Raw genomic sequence first — 3,495 nt, forward strand, 5'->3', positions numbered from 1 at the left:
CGGCCTTGGACTAGAGGTGTTCGATACCTGTCTGGTCGACGAGGAGCTGGTCTACGGCTGCGCGGGTATTGCGCTCAATATGGTGGCCAATAATCTAGCCACGACTCCGCTCCTCATCGCTGCCAACGACGAGCAAAAAAAAGAATATCTCGGGCAGCTGGTTTCCGAGCCGGTGTATGCCGCCTTTGCCTTGACTGAGCCGGGCGCAGGCTCTGATGCTGCTGCCATTTCTACGACTTACCGAAAAGTCGGAGATGATTTTGTCCTGAATGGTACCAAGCACTTTATTACAAATGGCTCCGTTGCCCAGTGGTATGTGACGTTTGCGACCGAAGATAAAACTCAGCGGCATGGCGCTGTATCGTGTTTTGTACTGCCTGCCGCCACGCCGGGCATCACCGCCAACCGGATGCATAACAAAATGGGTCAGCGTGCGTCGGATACGGCGGAGATCGTCTTTGAAGATGTCGTGGTTCCTCGCAGCGGACTTATTGGTGCCGAGGGCGAAGGCTTTAAAATCGCCATGCGCACTTTTGATCGGAGCCGTCCGGAGGTTGGCGCGTTTGCCATTGGGATTTCGCAGCGGGCGCTCGATGAATCCGTCAAATATGCCCAACAACGCGAAGCGTTCGGCCAGGCTATCGCGAATTTTCAGGCTATACAGTTCATGCTGGCGGATATGGCAATTGAGCTGGAGGCTATGCGGCTGCTGACCTATAAAGCCGCCTGGTCACTCGACCAAGGCGCCCAGTCTTCTATTGTATCGAGTTACGCCAAGGCGTTCGGCGCAGATCGGACCATGCAGATCACGACCAACGCCGTCCAGATTTTTGGCGGGTATGGCTATTTTAGTGAGTATCCGGTCGAGAAGCTTATGCGCGATGCGAAACTGCTCCAGATTTATGAAGGCACGTCACAGATCCAGCGTATCATCATTGCCAAACATTTATTAAAAGGGGCGTAATAAGGTTCTCTATACAAACTGCCAAACTGAAAAGGAAGAAGACCATGGCTGAAGAACTCGGTGTGTTTGAAACCATGCACTCCATGCGGGCTATGCGGCGGCTTAAAACGGATCCGGTGCCGATTGAGATGATCCGTAAAATCCTTGACGCTGGGATACGTGCGCCAAGTGGGCAAAATCTCCAAGCCTGGGCTTTTGTGGTTCTTCAGGAGGCGGCCACCAAGAAGTTTTTCCAGGAACGGTATTATCAAGCAATGCTGGACCGTTTTGGCGAGGCTCTGAGGCCGAAGGATGATGATACATCATCTTGGGCTCGGATCATTCGATCCGCTCTCCATCTGGCGGAACATATGCACGAAGCCCCCGTTCTGCTGTTGGTATGTGGAAAACGTGACTGGCCGTTTGCCGTGCCTGAGGAAAAGCGTGAAGGGAAAGCTCCCCCATCGTATGGCTCGATCTATCCCTGCGTACAAAATATTCTGCTTGCTTGTCGTGCGCTCGGTCTCGGCGCCAGCCTAACGACTATGCATCAAATGTTTGAAGACGAATTGCAGCAGCGGCTGGGTATTCCGTCTGAATTTGGCGTAGTTGCGACCATCCCAATCGGCTTCCCCACGGGAAAGTTCGGTCCGGTTAAACGCCGCCCTGTCACTGAGGTCACCCACTTCGATAGATGGGGCCAGCACGAGCCGACTCCGTAGAGAGCACTGATCTTAACAGCCCCGTCGTAAGGATACGGTCTGCCGTGCCCTTACCTTTTTGTGGAAGGAATCCCACAATGAAACACGCCATGTTTCTCGCCACCGGGCCGCACGACGAAATGGTCGCGTGGGCAAAAAAGTATGAATCAGCAGGTTTTGACTCGTTGTGGCAAGCCGAGCTGACCAACTCTGCGCTCATTCCGTTGGCTGCCATTGCTCCCAGCGTTGGTCATATCAAAATCGGCTCAGGCGTTGTCCTAGCCTTTAACCACAGTCCGGTGATGCTGGCGTTCCAGGCCATGGACCTCGACTTTCTGAGCCAGGGCAAGTTCATCCTGGGTCTCGGGGTGGCGCACCAGAACCGGAACAATAACTGGTACGCTGGACGGGACGAGGGCAAACCCGTGAGCCAAATGCGGGAGTATATTGAAGTCCTGCAGCTGATTATGGACAAGGCCCCGACGGGCGGGGAGATCGACTATCAAGGCAAATTCTACCATCTTCACGCCCGCAACTTCTTTGCCCGTTCAACCCCGCAGCCACGTTCACGAGTGCCCATCTATATTGCCGCAGTCAAACCACGTATGGTCGCCCTGACGGGTGAGCTTGGGAATGGCCTGATCGGTAACCCTCTGTTCTCTCCTCAGCATGTGCGGGACCTTATCTTACCTGCGCTGAAAACCGGACTCGACAAAGCTGGTCGCAGTCGATCTGACGTTGAAGTCTTGGGCCAGTGCTTTGCCATTATTGATGACGATCTCTCAACTGCCTACCGTATTGGCGCAGGCGCTATGATGTTCAGCATCTGGGCACGCATGTATGATGACATCTTTGCCGCCCATGGATTTTCCGAGACAGTTGGAAAGGTCCGCGCCATGCAGCGCACGCCAGACAACGACAAGGCCGTTGAGCTGATTCCGAATGAGATGGTCGATGCTTTTTGTGCGGTTGGGCCGATTGATCGGGTCCGGGCCAAAATCAATGCACGCGAGGGATTGCTTGATACCACTATTCTCGCTGTCCCGAATACCGGCACGACGCAAGAGCAGCGTGATTATTATCGGGATAAAATTCTCGATGCGTTTACGGACTAGGAAAAGGCTGCACACGTTCTCAATTCCCCTCTTGGGAGGGGTGCCGCGTAGTGTCAGTGACACGTAGCGCTGGGGTGGGTTCCCATCTCTAGATTCACAAGACAAGGAGAGCCAACACATGAGTAGACACGAAAAGATCGCTATCGTAACTGGCGCAGGCACCGGCATTGGTAAATGTAGCGCACTCGCCCTTTTGCAAGAAGGCTATGCCGTAGCTTTAGCTGGCCGCCGAGTAGCGCTCTTAGAAGCAACGGCGAAAGAAGCTGGGACAGAAGCAAAGACGCTCGTCGTGCCGACTGATGTGAGCGATCCTGACTCTATTCGTGCCTTGTTTGCCCAAACGAAAGAGACCTTTGGCCGACTCGACGTATTGTTCAACAATGCCGGCATCGGCGCCCCGCCTGTGCCTCTGGAAGATCTATCGTATGAACAATGGAAAGCCGTTGTGGACATCAACTTGACCGGTGCGTTTGTGTGTACGCAGGAAGCCTTCAAGATCATGAAAGACCAAGACCCACGTGGCGGTCGTATCATCAACAACGGTTCCATCTCGGCCCACGTCCCGCGCCCCAACTCCGCGCCGTATACGGCAACGAAGCACGCCATGACTGGCCTGACCAAGTCGACGTCACTTGATGGGCGTAAATATGATATTGCCTGTGGCCAAATCGACATCGGCAACGCGGGGACTGAGATGACCGCAGCCATGAAAAAAGGCGTCCCTCAGCCTAATGGG

4 protein-coding genes are annotated in these 3,495 nt (G+C 54.2%); all 4 read left to right on the forward strand.

Annotated features, from left to right (window positions below; translation table 11 throughout):
* Window positions 1-964, forward strand: a 964-nt coding sequence (locus O6944_11335) for an acyl-CoA dehydrogenase family protein (GenBank protein ID MCZ6719729.1), incomplete at its 5' end; no start/stop codon positions are given.
* 44 nt (window positions 965-1,008) lie between these two features.
* Window positions 1,009-1,665, forward strand: a complete 657-nt coding sequence (locus tag O6944_11340) for a nitroreductase family protein (GenBank protein ID MCZ6719730.1) — start codon at window positions 1,009-1,011, stop codon at window positions 1,663-1,665.
* A 77-nt stretch (window positions 1,666-1,742) separates the two neighbouring features.
* Window positions 1,743-2,759 carry an LLM class flavin-dependent oxidoreductase gene (locus tag O6944_11345; protein MCZ6719731.1) on the forward strand — a complete coding sequence of 339 codons (1,017 nt, stop codon included), beginning with the start codon at window positions 1,743-1,745 and terminating at the stop codon, window positions 2,757-2,759.
* A gap of 118 nt (window positions 2,760-2,877) precedes the next feature.
* Window positions 2,878-3,495 (forward strand): SDR family NAD(P)-dependent oxidoreductase (locus tag O6944_11350; GenBank protein ID MCZ6719732.1); only part of this gene is annotated, 618 nt, incomplete at its 3' end.

It is taken from the genome of Gammaproteobacteria bacterium (assembly GCA_027296625.1).
GTDB lineage: Bacteria > Pseudomonadota > Gammaproteobacteria > JAKEHO01 > JAKEHO01 > JAKEHO01.

Bases quoted from the DNA above. Each gene is read 5' to 3' on its own strand.
- O6944_11340 (MCZ6719730.1), top strand. From the start codon at position 1,009: ATGGCTGAAGAACTCGGTGTGTTTGAAACCATGCACTCCATGCGGGCT.
- O6944_11345 (MCZ6719731.1), top strand. From the start codon at position 1,743: ATGAAACACGCCATGTTTCTCGCCACCGGGCCGCACGACGAAATGGTC.